19 protein-coding genes are annotated in these 19,537 nt (G+C 38.4%); 11 read left to right on the top strand and 8 right to left on the bottom strand.

Annotated elements, in window-relative coordinates; all coding sequences use genetic code 11:
• The first annotated feature begins 90 nt into the window (after positions 1-90).
• The 5 genes from HGD76_RS12305 (at position 91) to proC (ending at position 5,077) form a co-directional block, all read left to right on the top strand.
• Positions 91-1,950: a TubC N-terminal docking domain-related protein gene (locus HGD76_RS12305; RefSeq protein WP_168695946.1), complete on the top strand. Its 1,860-nt coding sequence runs from the start codon at positions 91-93 to the stop codon at positions 1,948-1,950.
• Between the two features lie 357 nt (positions 1,951-2,307).
• Positions 2,308-2,586 (top strand): transcriptional coactivator PipX, encoded by a 279-nt coding sequence (pipX, locus tag HGD76_RS12300; protein WP_015078590.1) that lies wholly within the window; start codon positions 2,308-2,310, stop codon positions 2,584-2,586.
• On the top strand, positions 2,583-3,251 hold the full coding sequence (locus HGD76_RS12295; protein ID WP_148761351.1) for a YggS family pyridoxal phosphate-dependent enzyme: 669 nt from the start codon (positions 2,583-2,585) through the stop codon (positions 3,249-3,251). The genes pipX and HGD76_RS12295 overlap by 4 nt, the downstream gene beginning before the upstream one ends.
• Before the next feature lie 350 nt (positions 3,252-3,601).
• A complete protein-coding gene (locus HGD76_RS12290; protein WP_148761353.1) occupies positions 3,602-4,204 on the top strand; it encodes a cell division protein SepF in 603 nt (200 codons plus the stop codon).
• A 57-nt stretch (positions 4,205-4,261) separates the two neighbouring features.
• Positions 4,262-5,077 (top strand): pyrroline-5-carboxylate reductase, encoded by an 816-nt coding sequence (gene proC, locus HGD76_RS12285; RefSeq protein WP_168695945.1) that lies wholly within the window; start codon positions 4,262-4,264, stop codon positions 5,075-5,077.
• Between the two features lie 87 nt (positions 5,078-5,164).
• Here proC and HGD76_RS12280 read toward each other — a convergent pair whose 3' ends face one another.
• From HGD76_RS12280 to HGD76_RS12270, 3 genes are all read right to left on the bottom strand, one after another.
• The gene (locus HGD76_RS12280; RefSeq protein WP_148761357.1) at positions 5,165-5,536 is read right to left on the bottom strand and encodes a DUF5615 family PIN-like protein; all 372 of its coding nucleotides are present in this window, start codon (positions 5,534-5,536) and stop codon (positions 5,165-5,167) included.
• The gene (locus HGD76_RS12275; protein WP_015078595.1) at positions 5,533-5,763 is read right to left on the bottom strand and encodes a DUF433 domain-containing protein; all 231 of its coding nucleotides are present in this window, start codon (positions 5,761-5,763) and stop codon (positions 5,533-5,535) included. The genes HGD76_RS12280 and HGD76_RS12275 overlap by 4 nt, the downstream gene beginning before the upstream one ends.
• Positions 5,764-6,009: 246 nt before the next feature.
• A complete protein-coding gene (locus HGD76_RS12270; protein ID WP_168695944.1) occupies positions 6,010-6,744 on the bottom strand; it encodes a TIGR02391 family protein in 735 nt (244 codons plus the stop codon).
• A 198-nt stretch (positions 6,745-6,942) separates the two neighbouring features.
• Between HGD76_RS12270 and HGD76_RS12265 the strand changes: the two genes are divergently transcribed.
• The 5 genes from HGD76_RS12265 (at position 6,943) to HGD76_RS12245 (ending at position 12,227) form a co-directional block, all read left to right on the top strand.
• A complete protein-coding gene (locus HGD76_RS12265) occupies positions 6,943-7,566 on the top strand; it encodes a type I restriction endonuclease (RefSeq protein ID WP_168695943.1) in 624 nt (207 codons plus the stop codon).
• A 34-nt stretch (positions 7,567-7,600) separates the two neighbouring features.
• Entirely contained in the window at positions 7,601-8,035 is a 435-nt protein-coding gene (locus HGD76_RS12260) for a DUF29 domain-containing protein (RefSeq protein ID WP_015078603.1), read from the top strand.
• 160 nt (positions 8,036-8,195) lie between these two features.
• Positions 8,196-10,877, top strand: a complete 2,682-nt coding sequence (locus tag HGD76_RS12255) for a DEAD/DEAH box helicase (RefSeq protein WP_168695942.1) — start codon at positions 8,196-8,198, stop codon at positions 10,875-10,877.
• 364 nt (positions 10,878-11,241) lie between these two features.
• Entirely contained in the window at positions 11,242-11,490 is a 249-nt protein-coding gene (locus tag HGD76_RS12250) for a helix-turn-helix domain-containing protein (RefSeq protein ID WP_168695941.1), read from the top strand.
• The gene (locus HGD76_RS12245) at positions 11,487-12,227 is read left to right on the top strand and encodes a restriction endonuclease (RefSeq protein WP_168695940.1); all 741 of its coding nucleotides are present in this window, start codon (positions 11,487-11,489) and stop codon (positions 12,225-12,227) included. Before HGD76_RS12250 ends, HGD76_RS12245 begins: the two co-directional genes overlap by 4 nt.
• On the opposite strand, the gene HGD76_RS12240 is transcribed toward HGD76_RS12245, so the two are convergent.
• Entirely contained in the window at positions 12,184-13,377 is a 1,194-nt protein-coding gene (locus HGD76_RS12240; RefSeq protein ID WP_168695939.1) for a DNA cytosine methyltransferase, read from the bottom strand. The genes HGD76_RS12245 and HGD76_RS12240 overlap by 44 nt on opposite strands.
• A gap of 262 nt (positions 13,378-13,639) precedes the next feature.
• Positions 13,640-15,484, bottom strand: a complete 1,845-nt coding sequence (locus tag HGD76_RS12235; protein ID WP_168695938.1) for a tetratricopeptide repeat protein — start codon at positions 15,482-15,484, stop codon at positions 13,640-13,642.
• Between the two features lie 321 nt (positions 15,485-15,805).
• Between HGD76_RS12235 and HGD76_RS12230 the strand changes: the two genes are divergently transcribed.
• Positions 15,806-16,150 carry a hypothetical protein gene (locus HGD76_RS12230; RefSeq protein WP_168695937.1) on the top strand — a complete coding sequence of 115 codons (345 nt, stop codon included), beginning with the start codon at positions 15,806-15,808 and terminating at the stop codon, positions 16,148-16,150.
• Positions 16,151-16,157: 7 nt separating this feature from the next.
• On the opposite strand, the gene HGD76_RS12225 is transcribed toward HGD76_RS12230, so the two are convergent.
• The 3 genes from HGD76_RS12225 to HGD76_RS12215 form a co-directional block, all read right to left on the bottom strand.
• Positions 16,158-18,233: an NACHT domain-containing protein gene (locus tag HGD76_RS12225; RefSeq protein WP_168695936.1), complete on the bottom strand. Its 2,076-nt coding sequence runs from the start codon at positions 18,231-18,233 to the stop codon at positions 16,158-16,160.
• Positions 18,234-18,268: 35 nt separating this feature from the next.
• Positions 18,269-19,192: a CHAT domain-containing protein gene (locus HGD76_RS12220; RefSeq protein WP_233467198.1), complete on the bottom strand. Its 924-nt coding sequence runs from the start codon at positions 19,190-19,192 to the stop codon at positions 18,269-18,271.
• Between the two features lie 122 nt (positions 19,193-19,314).
• Positions 19,315-19,521, bottom strand: a complete 207-nt coding sequence (locus HGD76_RS12215; RefSeq protein WP_325064841.1) for an adenylate/guanylate cyclase domain-containing protein — start codon at positions 19,519-19,521, stop codon at positions 19,315-19,317.
• Positions 19,522-19,537 lie beyond the last annotated feature (16 nt).

Genomic DNA, 19,537 nt, shown 5'->3' with positions numbered 1-19,537 from the left:
TATTGGGACACTTCGCTAGATTAGGATAGCCTAATTCAGCCAGGTGTCCTCTTTTCTAACTTCCTATTTTTAAATACAGGAAATTTTGTTATGAACGCAGCAGAAATTTTAGCAAAACTCACTCAACAAGGTGTCTTATTCTGGTCAGAAAATAGCAAGCTAAATATTCGTTCTCCCAAGGGTGTAATTACTCCAGAAATACAAATAGAAATAGCCACATATAAAGAAGATATTTTAGCATTAATCCAGGAAATGAATGTTACTAATAATTATGCCCATGAACCTTTAACTCAAGGTATTAGTTTACAAACTATTGGTAAATTAATTGGTGGCTTTTCTGGAGAATCACCCACAGGATATCAAGCACCAATTATTAATCCTCAATTCATGGCTGAAAAATTAAAAGTTACTTTTAGACCTTTACCCGATAATTATCATCATCAAGTTATTGTCAGATTCCGCCAACAATTAATTTTCTATCTGCAAAAGCATGGTGTGAAAGTAATTCCCTGGAAAGAAGCCACAACCGAATTAAAACATACCATTAAAATCCCCATTATTAACTGGCATAAATCTTTAAAAATGCAGAGTGTCAGAGCAGATATTGATGCTGTAATAGACGTAGAAAGACCAAATTCATGGTTAAGAAAATTAGGAATATTTATAGCTGAGGCTTGGTATAAGTTATCTTATACATGGTTGAAAGAAAAACAGCAAATGTCCGTTATCGAAATTGCTAAATTAAGTAGTTGGGCGGAAGATCATGCTGCCAAATATGTCGAAGATCCGACAAATACACAAGTAATAATTCTCACTGATATAGATGCTGAATTTGTTAATCCACTCACACCTTATTCAGAAAAAATTCGCATTGGTATCAATACACTAATTAAAACCTTTTCAGAAATTGTTATTGGTGTATCTGATGAAAAATTTTCTATTTTGAATATGAATCTTTCTGATTCTAAATTCGCTCCCAATGAAATTGAGAATTTTGCTTTAAAATCACTTATCCCTAAAGTATTTGTCCCCATTACTCCATTATTAATTAGTCGCTTTGAACTAGGAGAATATAATCCTCATCTATCAAACTATGCCGGAAAGCTGGTAAAATTAGGGCAAGAATTAGCATCTACAGGTTTATTTCCCGCCGGATTTAAATTAGATGAAGTTATTAGAAGAAAATCCCATAGAGACATTGTTAATGTCATCGTTAATGGCAGAACAGGAGTATCTTATGGTTTTGTGGCTTATGCTGAACCTCCTCATTATGTCGGTAAGCCAGAAATCACTATTGATGAATGGGAAAATTTATTACCTGTAGCCGGATTTAGTAGTCATGAACTTCGCCAAAATGAACAAGGTAGACGTTTTATTAAACTGACTATTAATGCAGAAAATAGATTTAAGCAAATACCTGATATTTGGTTAGTTAGTTCTCGTTCCGGGGCAAATAAAACGGATTTAAACATTGATTCTGATATTCTTCGCATTGGTTTACAAGATAAATTACATCTGCAATTACCATTAGGAAGTAATTCAAGAAAAGCAGATATCAAACCTTCCTATGATATCTATGTCATGTTAGCTATTAGTCTGGCTGCGGCTTTATATACACCAGAATTAATCGCCAATGGTGCGCCCATAGTTCACTTTCATGGCTATCCTAGTTTTGATTGGTTTCAAGACAATGAATATTGTGTGGGGATGAATAATCCTTCTGTACCTTGTGGAACTTATGAATCAGGGGTTTTCAATTTTCTAGGAATTGCTGATTTAGGTGATCAAATAATAAATGATGCCAATTTAATTAGCTTAGTAGAACCAGATCATGGCACAAATTTTATTGCCAGTGATTTAGAATATTTAGTAAATAGGTTAAAAGCTGGGTGCGTAACTGGACAAATTGAACTAGGTGGGAAAAATTTTCCTTCTCTTAAGAATCAGTAACAAGATCCCCGACTTCTTGAAGAAGTCGGGGATCTGGGGGATCTGACTACTATATGCCGGCTGGATAAATGTCCATTTTTGCGCCGTTGGGTGAGAATTGTGGCAGGATAGAAAGAAGCCTGTGCAACATCATAGACTTAAAAGGGTGTTGTTTTGCATCAGAAACCGTCAAGAAGATTGTTAGTTTCGCACTGTCAACGAAAAATTTGGCGGAAGGGATATACTATCCTCTGAATGTTAGTGAATTGCAGAACAAGCTATAGCGGTTGTCAGTTGCATGAAAACATCCAGTTATCATCAAACTTTTCAGCCTGTTCCCCGTTCCCGGCTACATATACTCCCCACCCTGACTAGGAAATGAATCCAGAAAACTCAGAAACTTACATAAATCATCCAACTTGGGGTTTACTCTATAGGATCTGTATGGTTGATGAGAACCAGGATCTGTTTACCACACTCTACGCCCAACGCTTATTTTTTCTGGTAACAACTGAGCTTAAAGCCCTGAAATTTCAGCCAATTGGCCGGACTGAAGCCAGAATGATGCTGGAAAATCGCCTACGGACTTTGCGCCGCAGTGGTAATTCTCAAGAGTACGAGCAACTTCAAGGTGTATTTCAGCGCACATTCCAATGAATAGTTCACTTAGCGATCGCCTTACTCAAATTCGCGCCTCACTCCCATCTACAGTGAGGTTGATTGCTGTTACAAAAAGAGTATCTACCGAATTAATGCGGGAAGCATACACCGCAGGAGTTCGTGATTTTGCCGAAAGTCGCATCCAAGAAGCTGCCAGTAAACAAGCCGAATTGCAAGATCTATCGGATATTACCTGGCACTTAATTGGACATCTGCAAACGAACAAGGCCAGAAAAGCCTTAGAACTATTTCAATGGATTCACTCCGTTGATAACTTGCCGCTGGCACAACGCTTAAATACTCTAGCGCAAGAACTGGGAGTGAATCCGAATGTATGCTTACAAGTCAAAATTCTCCCCGACGCGAATAAATCTGGTTGGATGGTTCCAGAATTATTAGCTGACTTGGCAGCACTCAACCAATGTCAAAATTTACAAATTCAAGGTTTGATGACAATTCCGCCGCAAGGTTTGGCGGCTGGAGAAATTTTAACACTATTTAATAGTACGTATGAATTAGCACAAACCATCAAATCAAAAAATTGGCCAAATATTACAATGCAGCAATTATCAATGGGTATGTCTGGTGATTACCAATTGGCAGTGCAAGCAGGAGCAACAATGGTACGATTAGGTACAATTTTGTTTGGTGAACGAGCGTAGATATAGCTGTAGCCTTGGTTCTAAACACCATGATTGGCAATTGGTTGCGAATTTATTCTGTCAAAAAATACAATAATCTCATAAGTAATGCTTAATTGCAAAGGTGGTCAGACCCCCTTTATTTTTAATGATCATTAGGCTACAATTTTAACTCAATGTTACAGATTCGTTAATGTGCAAGCATTAACATAAGTATCTGTTGATAATTGAGAATTTGTACTAAAGAGTAAAATCAGTAGTACAATTGCTACGTCCAACATCTACTATAGTTACGACTACTGCCTAAAAGGAACTTTAATGTAACTTATAGCCAGGAAAATTAGGGGAATTTTAATCCGGGAGCGTACAACATGAGTAATATATTTTCCAAACTCAGGGACTTTGTTGGTTTGAATGAGCAGGTAGAATACGAATACTACGAAGAAGAAGCTGATACAGCCAATAACTATCAAAACATCTATCAGCAAGAAAATCCTCAACCAGCGCCACAGGAAGCCACTCCTGCCAATCGGCGTTGGCGGGAAAATCCACCTACCAGTACAGAAGAAGTAGCTGCAACAGTATCCAAACCTATGAGTAACGTTATTGGTATGCCAGGCGCAATTAATGGAATCTCTGAAGTTCTAGTCCTCGAACCTCGCACATTTGAAGAAATGCCCCAAGCGATTCAAGCACTGCGCGAACGCAAATCAGTAGTATTAAACTTGACCATTATGGACCCCGACCAAGCTCAACGTGCAGTTGACTTTGTTGCCGGTGGTACTTATGCCTTAGACGGACATCAAGAACGAATTGGTGAAAGCATCTTCTTGTTTACTCCCAGTTGCGTGCAAGTTAGCACTCAAGGTGGTTTAATACATGAAGTGCCTATCAGCCAAGCTCGTCCCGCTCGTCCCGCAGCGACAGCAGCAACGACCGCTTGGGGAAATGAACCCACTCGGATGGCACAGTAAGGTAAATTAGTCATTAGTTCTGATAATTAATTGACCACTAACTAGTGACTAATCAAAATGAATATAAAATTTGGCTTAATTGGCGGTGGGGTAATGGGAGAAGCTCTATTATCCCGCCTTATTGTCAGTGGTATTTATCAAGGCTCAGAAATCATCGTCAGTGAACCCCAGGCTGAACGTCGCGGCTATTTAGAGCAGCAATATGGGGTGGTTGTAACTACGGATAATAGCTTGGTGTTAGGGGCAGCAAAAACAGCGGTGATGTTGGCAATCAAACCCCAAATATTTAGTGCTGTAGCCCAAGAATTAGTAGATATCCTGCCCACAGAACATTCACCCCTGATCATTTCTATCCTCGCGGGTGTAACTTTAAAACAATTAGAAGCAGCCTTTCCCCAAGTTCCCATAATTCGGGCTATGCCTAACACTCCCGCTACAGTAGGTGCAGGTGTAACCGCAATTTCTTTAGGTGCTTATACTCATCTCCATCACCAACAAACAGCACAGCAGATTTTTACCGCTGTGGGGGAAGTGGTGGAAGTATCGGAAAGTCTCATGGATGCAGTGACAGGATTATCTGGTAGTGGACCGGCTTATGTGGCATTGATGATCGAAGCTTTAGCTGATGGGGGTGTGGCTGTGGGTTTACCAAGAGCGATCGCTCAACAACTAGCTGTACAAACGGTCTTAGGAACAGCCACACTGTTACAAGAAACAAAAATCCACCCAGCGGAACTCAAGGATAGAGTTACCAGTCCTGGTGGGACAACCATTGCCGGTGTCAGCGCCTTGGAAAAAGCCGGTTTTCGTTCCGCTATCATTGAAGCCGTCAAAGCCTCGAAAGAACGCGCTCAGGAATTGGGGAAAGGGTGATAAGTGAAGTTTTTTTATGATATGCAGCACGGGAAATTACAAAATACAGCGGTTTATGGTTGAAAACCCAGAAATATCCACTCCCTCTTAACCACGTTTAGTGGGTAAAATACGCACCCTAGATTGGGCTTTGTCAACTGTTAGCAACGCACCGGAAAAAAGAGAAGATTCAAACTGGTTCAGGGCTGAAATTACTATATTTTCAATGCTACTAGGCAAAATATCCTGAGTCCGAACCTGAATAACACTGGGAGTATTTGCACCCGTGGCAGCTAACAGAGAACCGAAGTCTAAATCGTGGGTAAAGACGATATATCCATTAGTTCTTGCCCACTCCATAATTACCGAATCTTTCTCACGGGTATCGCCAACGGTAGACCAATGGACAGCGATAATATTATACCTCCCAAAAACCGCTACCCAATCGGGGGAAAGATTCATATCAATCAAAATTTTCATGCACTTATCAACGGGACTTCAATTTCTTCAGCCCGCCATGCAGCATAGGCAAGAGCTTCATAGATATCTGCTTCTTCAAGGTATGGGTAAGCCTTGAGAATATCATTTGCACTGTGTCCAGATGCCATTAGTCCAACGATAGTACCAACTGTGACACGCATTCCCCGGATGCAGGGTTTGCCGCCCATTACTTCTGGGTTACGGGTAATTCTGGTGAGGTTTTGCATAGCTGATTAAATTGGGAAACCAGAAATGGCTGCGTTAATCTTTTCCATTATCACTCTTTTTGACTGAACTTCCCAAGGCTGCAATTGAAAGCAACAAATTTCTACAACTTACTTTATAAGATTTGCGATCGCACCATGTTTGATATGTGATACTATGATATTGACTACGCAACAGAATTCATTTGCTTCTAGTAAATTCGCGTTTTCAGAAAACTATTTTGATACGATCTGTGTGCAGCAGGATTTTTATACCTCGTCCTCAGTTGCATCCCAGTTGATGTCTTCTAACATTTTCAAGAGCAGATCGATAAACACAATAATTGCTCCGCCTATCTCTGGACTGGGATCTACGATGCGGTGTGCGTATGAATTGCGAAAAACAGACATCATACCTGCATACAAATCTCGATAAGCTTTTAGTTTTTTATCTTCGAGTTTGCCACTCAGAATCGGATGCTTGCCAGAAAAAATAAAATTAACAATGGTTTCACCTGTCGCATCTGGGTTGATAGCTTCTGTTTTGCCAAGTTTTCGCAAACGTTCTTCTAAAACAACTGTTGCTGTCCGAACCGCTTTATCCCATGCTTTAGGATCAGTACCTCCCGTGCTTAATGAGAAGCGACATCTTTCCCATAGTTCAGAATCTAAATGTTCTACTTCGGTTAAGGGAATTAAGTGAGGAACTGCTGATAAGTTAGGTACATTGAAGTTGGAACTAACTGCTTCATAAGCTCGGCTGGTAAGACAACATTTGTACTCATTGGCAGACCTTTTAGAACAGGTAAGACAGTGATTTTGCACTAGTGCATCAAGAGTTGTTTTTTTTATTTCAGGAACATTATCTTCATATCCAACAAGGGACGTTCCTTGCATAGTCCATATCACCCAAATCTCTTCCTCGTCAAGCTTTCCTGCACTAACCTGCTCAACAATCCATTTCAAAATATTTTTCTGACTATCAGTTAAGTTATAGGTTTGCATATTGTAGGACATTTAACTAATGATCAATCTTTAGACATAATGAATATCTAAATTTTTTTGATGCCCACAGTATATCACACGCACTGGAGTAATTTTTCTGATTTTCTAGAAGATGGACAACCCATACCCGAACCATCCACAGAAGTTGGTAAAGTCGCAGTGACGATATAACCACAACTACTGAGACAAAAATCCACCATGCAAACACTAGCCGTTACTGAAACTATCACCACCATCGCTGAAGCAGAAAAACGATTTGGCTTGAGTCGCAGTGAATCAGAGGATTTTTTTACAGAATGGCATAATCAATTACCTGAAATTAATCCCAATGACCGCACTAACCTAGAAATTCTCTGGAAACGTTATATTTATCATCGTTCAGGTGGGCATTTATTAGAAAGTACAGTAATGCTATTACTCGTTTCTCCATTGCTGACCGTTGCAGGTTTATATGATCCACCTTTTCGCATCAAAGCAGAAGAATCTGTACAAATAACAATAGCTGATAGCGAAGAAACCCTCCAGGGTCGAATAGATTTACTGGTATTGCAAGATCAACTATGGGTAATCGTTTTAGAATCAAAAAAAACCATGTTATCAGTGTGGTCAGCATTGCCACAAACCCTGGCTTACTTAATGGCTAGTCCCAATACTGATCTACCCAACTTTGGAATGTTAACCAATGGCGATGATATTGTATTTGTCAAACTAGAAAATAAACACTATGCCATATCACGAGTATTTGCCCCACTATCTACCCAAAGCGAATTAGAATCTGCCTGTCGAGTTCTGTGCAAAATTGCCGAAATAGTAAAATGGTAAAAAAGTGTAAAATTAGGGAAAGAGGAAAAATACTATGCTAACCCAAACAGATTACGCCCTCTGGATTGAAGAGACAATTAATCTATTGAAAGAGCAAAATTATCATAGTGTTGACTGGGAAGACTTAATTGAGGAGATTGAAAGTTTGGGAAGGAGTCAAAAGCGAGAATTGCGAAATCGGCTCATCACAATGTTAGAACATTGTCTTAAACTTTGTTATTCAGACTACGTTCAAGACTATCGTGGTTGGACAGAAACAATTAAGCGTAGTCAGCGAGAATTGAAAGGCTTATTGGAAGACTCTCCCAGCTTAAGACCGTATTGGGATGAAATATTTATAGAATGTTATATCAGCGCATTAACGACTCTGCGAGAGAACTCTGATTATCAATCTTTTTCTTTTCCTGATGATTGTCCTTTTCCTCAAGAAATAGATCAAATTTTGCAACAAACTTCTTGGCGGAAGTAGTCAGTGTAATTACCTATCGAGTTCTCCGCAAAATTGCCGAAATAGTAAAGTAATTAAAAAAAGCTCAGTCATACCTTCACAACTTGCGCTTTTCATGTCAACGTAGGAAACCACTAATCACGTTATGATAGTGGATAGTCTGCTTGTAAATTATGATTGAGTGAATTATTCTGCCTTCGCTAATGAAATTGACCTTGGGTCAATCTTCCCCTTTGAATTAGATCAATTCCAGAAAGAAGCGATCGCTTCCCTCAATGCTGACCGTTCAGTAGTCGTCTGTGCGCCCACAGGCTCAGGAAAGACCCTCATCGGGGAATATGCTATCTATCGTGCCTTATCTCGCGGGAAACGGGTATTTTACACCACTCCCTTAAAGGCATTATCTAATCAAAAACTTCGAGACTTCCGCGAAAAATTTGGCTTTGATCAAGTTGGACTCCTCACCGGAGACGCTTCCATTCACAGGGATGCACCAATTTTAGTCATGACCACAGAAATTTTCCGCAATATGCTCTATGGTACACCCATAGGTCAAATCGGCATCTCCTTAACCGATGTTGAGGCTGTGGTGCTAGATGAGTGCCACTACATGAACGATCGCCAACGCGGTACAGTGTGGGAAGAATCCATCATCTACTGTCCCCGCAGCGTCCAACTTGTAGCCCTTTCCGCTACCGTTGCCAACAGTGATCAACTTACCAGTTGGTTAAATCATGTTCATGGGCCAACAGACCTGATTTACTCCGATTTTCGCCCCGTTCCCCTAGAATTTAACTTTTGTAATCCCAAAGGATTATTTCCGTTATTAAATGAAACCAATACCAAAATTAATCCCCGCTTAGTCAAAAAGGCTAAAAAAGGATATTGGGAAAAAGGCAAAGCTGGTAGACCAGAACCGCCCGGTATTATTTATACCCTCAGCCAACTGCAAGAACGGGATATGCTCCCTGCAATTTATTTTATTTTCAGTCGTCGGGGCTGTGATAAAGCTGTCGAAGAAGTTGGTGATTTATGGTTAGTTAATAATGATGAGTCCCAAATCCTGCGGCAACAAATTGATGAATTTTTACGCAAAAACCCCGATGCTGGCAGGGCTGGACAAGTTGCCCCACTGTATCGAGGCATAGCTGCCCATCATGCCGGGATTTTACCAGCCTGGAAAGGATTTGTCGAAGAACTGTTCCAACAGGGATTAATTAAAGTCGTATTTGCCACCGAAACCTTAGCAGCGGGAATTAATATGCCCGCCCGGACAACAGTAATTTCTACTTTGTCTAAGCGGACTGATAATGGACACCGCTTACTCAATGCTTCGGAATTCCTGCAAATGGCAGGTCGCGCTGGTCGTCGGGGCATGGATCTCCAAGGTTATGTAGTGACATTGCAGACACCCTTTGAAGGAGCTAAAGAAGCGTCTTATCTAGCTACATCTAAGGCTGATCCCTTAGTTAGTCAGTTTACACCCAGTTACGGCATGGTATTGAACCTGCTGCAAACTCACACCATAGAAAAAGCCAGAGAACTGATAGAACGGAGTTTTGGACAATATATGTCCAACTTGCATTTGCAACCAGATTTTGAAGAACTGGCGCAAGTTCAAGGCGAATTATCGCAAATTCAGTCACAATTGGCAGCTATTGATGAAAATGAATTGATGCAATATGAAAAATTGCGTCAACGGCTGAAAGTAGAACGGCAAATTTTCAAAACCTTGCAAGAACAAGCACAGGAAGATAGACAGGCACAACTGGCAATGATGCTAGATTTTGCCATATCTGGAACTATGTTGAGTCTCAACGACAGAAACGCCATGTCACCCCTACCGATAACAGTAGTGTTGGTTGACAAAGCCGTGAGTGTGGGTGAAACATCTTACTTTGTCTGCTTAGGGCAAAATAACCGTTGGTATGTAGCAACTTCAGCAGATATATTAGATATGTATGCGGAAATACCACGGGTAGAAGTTCCAGCGGAGCTAATACCACCTTCAGAATTGAGCTTGAAACGAGGACAATCAATCCGTGGTGATGAAAGCACGATAGCGATCGCTCAGAGTATACCCAATCCTGAAGAATTTAATCATCTACCGACAGAGGTACAGGAGCAACTCAGTCGCTTAACTGCGGTTCAAGAACAGTTAGAAACCCATCCCATTTATAAATCGGGGAATATTGCCAAAATATTTAAAAATAGAGCGCGTTGTGTGGAACTAGAAGCAGAACTTGAACATTTACAAGAGCAAGTATCATTACAATCCCAACGATATTGGGAAGAGTTTCTCTGTTTAATTGAAATCTTGCAATCCTTTGAATGTTTAGATAATTTAGTCCCCACAAAATTAGGACAAATTGCTGCGGCTATTCGCGGTGAAAATGAATTATGGTTAGGTTTAGTTCTGTCCAGTGGAGAGTTAGATAATATTGGTCCCCATAACTTAGCAGCAGTAATAGCCGCTTTGGTGACTGAAAGCCCCCGTCCAGATACAAAAGTTGACTTTAATCTATCTCCAGAAGCGGACGCAGCTTGGTTAACATTGCAACCCATTCGTCGTTCTGTATTAAAGGTGCAGTATCGTCATGGGGTAGCCTTACCGGTGGGTTTGGAAACTCGTTTTATCAGCTTAATCTCTTTGGTGGAACAGTGGGCATTAGGGGTAGAGTGGAAAGTATTATGTGAAAAAACCACTTTAGATGAAGGAGACGTAGTGCGAATTTTACGCCGCACTCTGGATTTATTATCTCAGATTCCTCATGTTCCTAATTTACCAGATATGTTGCGGCGAAATGCTCAACGGGCGATGCAGTTAATTGATAGATTCCCTGTGAATGAAGCAATGGAGTAATCAGTTAAAAAATCTCTAATTTACAGACCATATTTAAATAAAACCATTGTGGGACGGGCATCTTGCCTGTCCGAGTTGTGTAATTTGAATATGCTATTGCTGACAATCATAAATTTAAGTAGTTGTTCTTGTACTAAATTAAGATGAAACTGCATAGAATAAGATTTCCAGAATAATTGGCCGCAGATAAACGCAGATAAACGCCGATAAAGACGGATGAATTAATGGATTTAATGATTCTGTGCCGCTTCGTGTAACCCACATTTCGCACCCTCGCTGTCACAATTTATAATTTGAGAATTTCCTTGTTTAAGGTGACACATCGTCCGTAGACTGATAGTCCATAAACGCTCAAAATCAGCAGATGGATGAATCAAAACAAAAAATTCTGAATGCTTTAGGTTATCTAGTCAGACAACGCAGAACGGAGTTAGGAATTTCACAAGAGGAGTTAGGACTACGTGCTAACTTAGACCGCACATACATTTCTGGTGTAGAACGCGGAGTCAGAAATCCTTCCCTCACTGCTCTTGTCAGTCTTGCAGATGGCTTAGGTATTAGTGTTTCTACTCTTTTAACAAATTTAGAAATCGAAGCTGATACAATAAAATGACTGAAGAAGAAAATTTGATCAGTAAAATTAAAGACGAACTTAAAAATGCTGACTTACAATCAAAAGTTTTTGAACTTCTATCAGATAGAAAATGGCATTGTCGTATACATGAGGGAAAACCTATCGGATCAGGTCAGTATGCAGGTAAAGGAGGAATACAAGGATTAAAACGTGGAAATAAAAAGCGTCTTGGGCTTGTAATTGAAAATAAAATTGAATATTGCAAAGTTTGTCTAGAGAAAACATATTGGGATAGATGGACAGGAGAAAGGCAAGAAGCAATTACTCATGCTAATATACCAGATTCTTTAGTTCAAAGAATTTTCCAAGTGTATTCATATACAGATGCAATAGAGCAAAGAAAAAGAGAGCAGCAAAACCTAGTTATTGATCATAGGTTTCCAATGGGACGTTGGGGAAAAAGTGAGACTCCAAATTTACCATCTATGAGTGAAACCGAAATTAGAGAAAAGTTTCAATTACTCAAGAAAGACGATTCTGGGAATCATAATCTTTTAAAATCGAGAAGTTGTGAACGTTGTATTAAAACTGGTAAACGCGGTACACCTTTTGGCATAAAATTCTGGTATCAATCAGGTGAAGATTGGCCTTCCCAACATCAGCGAGGTGATAAAGCGGAGGAAGGTTGTATTGGTTGTGGCTGGTATGATTTTGAAGCTTGGCGTAATGCACTTAATCACAAACTATCTCAGGTTGATGAAAATGAGGTAAATTAGCAGATTGTTTTCTGTTAATTGCAATATCATTTAAGTAAGGAATCAGTGCATAACCAATACACTCTGCTAAACGTGGTGGTACAGCATTACCAATTTGCCACATCGCTTTTTTCATACTACCTTCAAAAATAAATGAATCAGGAAATGTTTGCAATCTTGCCATTTCCCTAGCCGAAATCACACGGTTTAAATACGGGTGAATATGTGTACCACCATGATTTTCTTTCACAGTCATACTTGGTTTACCAGGATATTGTCTTTTGAAAGCATCAACATATTTTTCATATAATGAACCACCAGGAGGAACTTGAGCAAGACGTTCCATATACTCCTGTGAATGTTTAGTCCACTCGTGATTAATCTCTGATATTCGAGTGTATTCGGGTAAATCAGAAATTGCTGACTCAATAGGTTTGTATTCTTCTTGATTTAATTGAGATTGAGGATAAGGGTTTGGCATTCCAAATCTATTAGCAATAAAAATAGCTCTTGGTCGAATTTGTGGAACTCCATAAGCCGCAGATTCCAGAATTGCCACAGAAATATGAGGATAACCAATAGATTCAAAAGCTTCAATAATTGCTGTCTTTACATCCCCTTTTTGAATTGTCAAAATACCTGGTACATTTTCCATCACGACATACCAAGGACGTATTTCGGAAACAACACGTACAAATTCATAAAATAACCTATTTCGAGGATCTTTTGGATCACGTTTTCCGGCTACTGAAAATCCTTGACATGGTGGACCACCAACAACAACATTAACATCAGGTGAGCCTATTTGTTGCAGCCAATCTTGGGCAGAAAATTGTTCAATATCTCCACAAAAGTGATGACATTGTGGGAAATTTTTTTTGTGCGTAGCCGAAGCAACTTGACTAATTTCAACACTAGCTAATGGTGTAAATCCAGCTTGAAATAATCCTTGTGTAATTCCCCCAGCACCACAAAACAGATCCACAAAAGTATATTGAGATAATGGACTTGTTTGAGAACTAACATCAGTAAATATCTTATATGGATCAGAATTGTTTTGATCTAGTTCGCGCTTAATACGCTCATAACGCCCTAATTTTGGTTTCTTTTGCTTTTTACTAGGGTTATGTTCATCTTCGTTAGGTAAAAAAGAAATTTGTGTTCCTTGCATTCGATAATTGATATAAAAGGTTACTGTTCTGTGACATATAGTCTACAATACATTAAGCATAGCAAAATTCGCAACCTAATTCTAAACACTAGGGGTTAGACAAGATTTATTCAGCACTTCAAAGACATTTAGTCCTAATTATAGAATAGGTGTCCATTCTAGTGAGGTAGGTTGGATTGACGCAAGAAAACCCAACATTTTATATTAAGGGTAAATCAACGTATTTTTCCCTAATTTGCCTTCTCTACCCACAGGTAAGTAATTACATATCCTCTTGATATTTCACTAACAATGTGGGAATATAATCATAGCCATCAACACCAATAATGGCAATCATTTTGGGGCGATTTTGTTGGAGTAATAATTGGAATTTGTCTGTACCAATTTGTCCCCTAATAATAGTCAATAAACCAGCAGGTTGTCGCCATTCATCAGAAGCAATTTGATCTAAAAGATACATTCCTAGACTACCAGTATAAACTGCTTTTTCATAATTAGCCATAAGATAATTAGCTTCAGCTAAATATGCTAAATTTCTGCCTTGTAAATACAAATCTCCGGAAATTTGGGCGGCTTTAAAGGCATTTTCTAAATATTTAATTGCTGTTGGATATTGTGCGGTAACTAAATAAGCAATTCCTAAACTACTAAAACATAAAGCTTGACTTTGTAAATCATTTAATTTTTCTGCTAGTTTTAATCCTTGTTCCAGATAGTTAATTGCAAATTCATAAACTTCTGGTTCACTAATTTCTGTTTGCTTGGCTTGCATGACTTCGCTATAACCTAGATTTACTAAAGCGTTAGCTTCTCCAGTTTTGTCCCCGGTTTGTCTACTAAAAATTAATGCCCGTTGACTATAATTAATGGCTTCACCATAATTTTGTTGTTGCACATAAGTCCGACTCAGATGGTTAAGATTGGCGATTTCACAGATTTTATCTCCGGCATTTCTGGCTATTTCTACGGCTTGTTGATGAAAATCAAGGGAGCGATCATATCTGCCTAAACCGCGCTGGGAATACCCCAATAATGTCAAAATCCGGGCTTTTTCTTGAGTACCTTCGGCAGAACGTAAAGGGGCATCTAAATAATCCAAAGCATCCCGCAAATAACTACCAGAAAATGAGGCAAAAATCCCACCGTAAAGGGGAAAGTAAGGACGTTGGGCAAAGGTTCGCAAAATTTGCAGCATGATTTGCGATGCACCGTTACTATATATTAGAGCCTGATTTTGAAAACCACTGGCTAATTGACTCCAAATGACGGCAAATGTTAAAAATGTGGAAATAGATAATTTGGGTCCTGCTTGAATATCATAAGCTTGTTGGTCAAACCAATTAATTAAACCCCTTTGTAAAAGCTGTAAAATTATTGTTAATTCTACCCAATTACTTAAACTTATTGTCTGTTGTTTTTCGGCAAATTCTAAAGCTGATTGTTCTACTGCTAAGGTATGAAAAAAGATTTGGGGAACTTCACTATTAACTACTTTAGCCCAACTTGCCCAAGGACTATTTTCTCCAGGTACACCTCCAAATCCTAATGAATTTTTGCGTTCATACATCCAATTCAGTAAATTTGCTTGGATTCTTTGCCAAGAAGCGATACCACGATTAATCCCGTCAGCAATTTGCTGAAAATCTTGATTAGCACTGGCAAATTGTTGTAAAGATTTGGCTAACTGTTGAAGTTGAGACAAATTTAAGGGATACTTCTGATTAGGATCAGTAGCTCGTAGCAAAGCCGTTAATCGCTCATCTGCGGTGGCTGTGGTAATTTCCCGCATAGATAGCGATATCGCTTCAGTGGCTTTATTTTGTTCTTGCCACCGTTGCCATTGAGTTTGGATGGTTTTGGCAGCGCGTAAGCTGCGGGTGGCTTTGGCTTTTTTCAGTTCATCGGTTTCCGAGTCTACCTGAGATTGTATCGTATTCAGGCGATCGCTCAAAACTAACTCAAACACCTCCCCAGTCCCGGAAGTGATACCTTTGAGCAACATTTGATAAACCTGCTCTACAGAGCTAATTTTACCCTTGAGAGTGGTTTCGATAATATCGTTAATTAAAGCGAGATAATGCTCGCATAATGGTAAAGAGTCTGACACTTTAGCTAATAGAGAACATCACAACAATTCTCATTGTAGCTGTTGCAGGTTGGGAGATTGAGGATTGACTGTGATTAAATTATCGTTTGAAGACTGAGCGATAGAATCTAAAATAATCACAATTTGGCATCTAAATTACAACAGCGATCGCGCACATTGACAAAATCTGGTAAATTTTGGATTATATAGGTAAGGCGTTGGCAGTCTATTTGTGATATTTGTACGGTCATGGTTGTTGTATTCTATTGAAATTAGGTAATAAATTTTAGTTTAGAGCAAGATTTATAATCTAAGCTATATATAAATGAGGTCAGATTGAGTATGACTGCACCTACAGAAATTCGTCAAAGGGCAATTGCACTCCTGGAACAATTACCGGGAGAATCTTTAATAAAGGCTGTTGAATTTTTAGAATCTCTTTCTCATCAAGCTTTACAGGTATCAGAAACAAAGATATCTGAAACTAGAGAAACTGATTTAATTCAAATTATTCAACGGCGTTTATCTGCTGAACAACAAGATAGATTGAATTATTTGCGTCAGCAAAATGAAACTGAAGAAATTACAGAAACAGAGCATCAAGAGTTATTAATTTATGTTGAACTGATTGAAAAACAAGATGCGGAACGTGCAGAAGCATTGATTCAATTAGCTCAAATTCGTTGACTAGTGTTTATATTGCACGTTTGCGGTTTTCAATTTCGGTGATGGGTAGTAATAATGTTTCCTCAATTTCCTGTTTAAGATTATCACTCACTGTAATAGCTTTAGTGAGACAATCTATTAATAACTTGTTTGCATCATAATATTGTTGAAATAATTCTTTTTGCTCATTATTTAACTGCCAAATCAGACTAATTTGACGATAATTACTCATATTTATTACTAAGTCTTCTATCCAAGATTTTTTGTTATTATTCCAGAACTGTTGATAATTTATTCTTTCCTCATCTTTTGGTAATTTATCCTTGAGTTTTATTAATGCTTCTCTTAGTTGTGGCTGCATTCTCAACGAGAGTTCAATAACTTTGTCAAGAAACAATTCAAAATCTAAAGATTGAATAATTATAGAGGTTGAGTATATAAAAGAATTAGAAGAATAGCTTGATGAGTTTCTCTCATATAGAGATCGGCTAAAATCTGGATTATGAGCATGAAACACACAACGGTATAATAGATGATCTACTTCTAAGACATGAGATATACCAGGATTAAATGAAGGTTCGATAGTACGTGATAGACTGTTATCAAATGATTTTTGTACTTCCATTGATAGATAAAAAGCTCTAATTGCGACTAATTTGCGACAATTATCTACTAAGGCAGATTTCCGATTTGCCCAGTCAAGAATATTTTGTAATTTTTCATCATCAACAAGTATTGTATCAATTTTTTGTTTCATCAATGACATAAATTTCTGTGTATTTATATACATCTCCGCCAAAAGTAAAAAGATTTCTCGCCATTGTGGCTGAGTAATGTGCTTAAATAATTGATAGAAATCAGCCTGATCACAAAACCACTTCGCTACGAAGTATTCCTGAAAAGTTAAATGAGAAAATGACCAAACCTTCTGCGCTCGTTTAATCAATAACCCATGCTGCGTTTCAATTGCCTTTAAAACCACGCCACTATCTCGCCGTGTAATATGTAAAAAGTCGGCAATATATCCCTCTATTTCCTCCTGCTCAAACAGCACATACTGAGGCTGTTCAAACTTCTTCACTGCCAAATAACTCAAAAGTTCTTGTTTCTGTTCAGGCAACAAAACTTTATATATTTCATCGCGCTCAATTCCTTTTGAATCGTCCCATTTTTTCAACAGTAACTCTAATCCTTCTTCATATAATGTTGAACGTTTTGAATAAAACTTACCTCGTTCATGAAATACTGCACAAGTTAAACTTAATAAAATTGGTGTAATCGCTAATTCTCGAATATTTTGATTTTCTTCTAAATAGAAATTTTCTAAAAATTCTTTTGCCTTTTTCTGTCCTTCTTGTTTACTAGGATTAACAGCATTAAAATAGTGTTCTACAAATGCGTTTACTTGTTGTTCATTAAAATCTGCAACTTCTATAAAATCAAAACGAAGTGATTTCCAGTTGAAATGATCCTCTATTCTGTTTGTGCGACAAGTTACTATTAATTGATTTTGCGGGTAATTACGAGCAAATTGTTGAATTTTTTTTGATATCTCCCGTCCATCTGTTCCCGAAACTTCATCTAAACCATCTAATAAAATTAAGGCTTTACCATGATTTAAAATTAATTCTGTTTCAGTTTTATCAAGTCGCCATTGTTGAGTTAAATAAGGTTTTAAATTATATTCAAAGTCACAACCATCATCCACAAATTCCCGCATTTTAATTAATACTGGAACTCGATGCGGTTGCAAATTCCCCTGATTGCATTCGGTGACAATACGCTGTAGATAAGTTGTTTTTCCTGAACCTGGTTTTCCCAACAGCATTAAATTGGTATTTTTATCAAGCACTTCTAACCCAGATACTCGCTGTTGCTGATTTCCTAAACCAATCCTATCGAAACTACGATAACTAGAATAGTTGTTAACACCATCTATAAAATCTTGCCACAGATCATCTTGTTCCAATCTGCGATCGCTATTTATTGCCTCTAGGATATTAACATCCACAAACAAATCACCCAAATCTACCGAATGGCTAACCCCCAAAAGTGGCATTGTACCGTGTAATCTTTGGATATCGTTATGAAAATGTGATCGCACTTTCTGCACCAATTCATCAACGGGATTTGCTACCGTTAATTGGACTTTTTTTTTAATATTGGGGTATGTTCTTCTGGGATTCCTTGGAGTGCGATCGCATCACAGCCACCATCATAAGCATCTTCATAAGAATAACCAGCCCCTAGTTCATCATAAAAACCAACAGCAAACTTAATAGCTGCATCGTCTCCAATGGGATTATTCATCCCCACTACATAATCAATATGTTTAACTATCTCATCTGCTTGAATTTCCGAATAGCAAGCATTGAGAACAACACACTCAAGTCCTCGCTTGGCAAATCGTTTGAATAAATTGGCTAAAGCCTCAGTTGAAACAAGTTGTGCTTCTCCTAAATCATTTTCTAAAACTATTCCATGTTTACCCGAACCATGTCCAGAAAAATGAACAATCTGTGGGGTAAAATCTAACAAGGCACGACGTAAATCATCAGGACGAACTGCCTCACATTGCTGGAAAGTAAACAGTTCTCGCTTTTGCGCCCTTCGCAAACCTTCTTTAATTTCTCGTACTTCTTTATCCAGGTCTAATTTATCTTCATCCGTAGGGCTAGATGCTAGGAATAAAATAGTTTTTGTTTGACGCGAACTACTTTGAAGATTTTCTAATTTTGCCAAGTCCTGAAACTCATCTTGATGTTTATTTGATGAAATTGAAGCCAGTATTTTGTCTATACGTTGCTGTTTATCTATTCCTACTTGCGATCGCGCATATTCCAAAATCTGACAAAGTAATTGTTTTCCACCATAATCTGCTAATTTACGTAGCATCTGCGGTGCAAAAGTCGCCACAGAACCACCCCAATCAATATATTGCAAAACAGGTGTGCCAGTACCTAACGCAGCTATTAAGAAAGATTGACGTTCTCTCTCAGATTCTAAAAACGGTCTGAGTATTTCCACTAATTCATTAATAGTGCTGGAGTCTAAATTCACCATCGAATCAACCTTTCACCTGTAGTAACGTTGTTAGTAACATCCTCAATAACAAATATACTGTAAAAATACTTCTATTGTCAGTATTAGAGGCACAAAAACTTTTACTCCTGACTTCTGCTGTCTTATATCTTCCTTCCATGTAATAAATAAGTCATCATTTCCCCTTTACATTTAATTTTAATTAAACCCCGTTTTTCCAGCAAATATTTATCTTTCAACAACTCATATGTAGCTTCACAAATCTGGATATTATCTGGAATACCGTGGGATTCCATTCTACTAGCTGTATTCACCGTATCACCCCACAAATCATAGGCAAATTTCTCTATAATAATCTTTTACAGG

Origin of the sequence: Dolichospermum flos-aquae CCAP 1403/13F (genome assembly GCF_012516395.1) — a bacterium.
GTDB lineage: Bacteria > Cyanobacteriota > Cyanobacteriia > Cyanobacteriales > Nostocaceae > Dolichospermum > Dolichospermum lemmermannii.
Note: the sequence above shows the minus strand (reverse complement) of the source record. Positions and strands in the feature narration are given on the sequence as shown.